The following is a 1,231-nucleotide window of genomic DNA, read 5'->3' on the forward strand; positions in this document are numbered from 1 at the left end:
CTGCGCCAGCAGAAGCTGCGCCTCGCCCCACAGTTGCGGGTCAGCCGTCAGCCCCATGTGACGGCCCACATCGGCCTTGAAAATCTGGTGCAGGGTGTTGATCCGTTCCTGAAAATACCGGCGTTCCTCGTCGGTCAGCTCGCCGCCCTGTCCGGCCGCCTTCCACTTGCCGCCCGTGATGGTCACGGTGGAAATGCCCCATTTCTCTTCCAGCTTCGCGTAGTTGGTGATCGTCATGATCACGCCGATGCTGCCGACCGTGGCGGTCAGGGGCGCGTAGACCGTGCCCGTGGCCGACGCCAGCCAGTACGCGGCGGACGCGCACAGGCCGTTGGCGTAGGCGGCGCAGCGCTTCTTCGTCCGGGCCTCGGCAATGGCGTCGGCAAGCTCCTTCGTGCCCGCCACGACACCGCCGGGGCTGTTGATGTCGAGCAGGATCGCCCGGGCGGAAGGGTCGGCAAGGGCGGCCTTCAACGCCGAAGACACGGCATCCTGCCCGGTTCCGTACCAGCCCTGTTCCCTGACAATCGCCCCGGATACGGGGATGACGGCCACCCCACCGACAAGCTCGTAGCCACGCGCCTTCCGCTCCGGGAATCCTTCAACAAGCGCTTGAGGTTTCGTCTTTGCCAAGGCCAGTTCGGCCAGCACCTGTTCCGCCATGTCGAAGGGCAACGCCCACAACTCATTCATCTTCTTCTCCCGTTTCCTCTTCGGGGGCATCACCTTCCGGCTTTTCGTCGCCCTCCGGGGCCGTGTCCTTGCCCGGCTTGCCGGGCTTGGTGCTCAGGCTCAGGGGGCCGAGCAGCGCCAGCAGAGGAGACTCATCCAGCATCCGGGCGTAGCCCTCGTCGAAGTCCCTGCCCGTTTCGGCCCATGCCTCGCCGTAGGTCATGAGGCGGTTTTGCAGCGCGAGGATGGTGGCCGTGATCTCCTTCACCGGGTCCACAAACCCGCGCGAGGGGCCGATCCAGTCCACGTTGCACCAGAATTTGCGGGCCTCGTAGAAGCCGGGCGCGCCTTTCGGAAGCTCGAACATGCCCCGAAGGAATGCCTCCTCTATGACCATCTCGTAGACGGGCTGGCAGTAAAGCCGCCCGAACCAGTTGCGGTAAAAGCTGTAGAGTTTCCACGCCTCGTTGAGCGCGGCACGGGCGCTGGAGTAGTTGGTCTTGGAAAAGTCTTTCGTCAGCGATTCGTAGGGGATGCCCACGGAGGCCGCCGTCGCCCG

At 64.8% G+C, this 1,231-nt stretch carries 2 protein-coding genes; both read right to left on the reverse strand.

Going from position 1 to position 1,231, the window contains the following annotated elements:
• A partial coding sequence (locus T370_RS0121985) for a S49 family peptidase (protein WP_034507671.1) occupies positions 1 to 693 on the reverse strand: 693 nt, incomplete at its 3' end.
• Positions 686 to 1,231 (reverse strand): phage portal protein (locus T370_RS0121990; RefSeq protein WP_029437027.1); only part of this gene is annotated, 546 nt, incomplete at its 5' end. The genes T370_RS0121985 and T370_RS0121990, both read right to left, overlap by 8 nt.

Source organism: Bilophila wadsworthia ATCC 49260 (assembly GCF_000701705.1).
In the GTDB taxonomy this organism is placed as follows: domain Bacteria; phylum Desulfobacterota; class Desulfovibrionia; order Desulfovibrionales; family Desulfovibrionaceae; genus Bilophila; species Bilophila wadsworthia.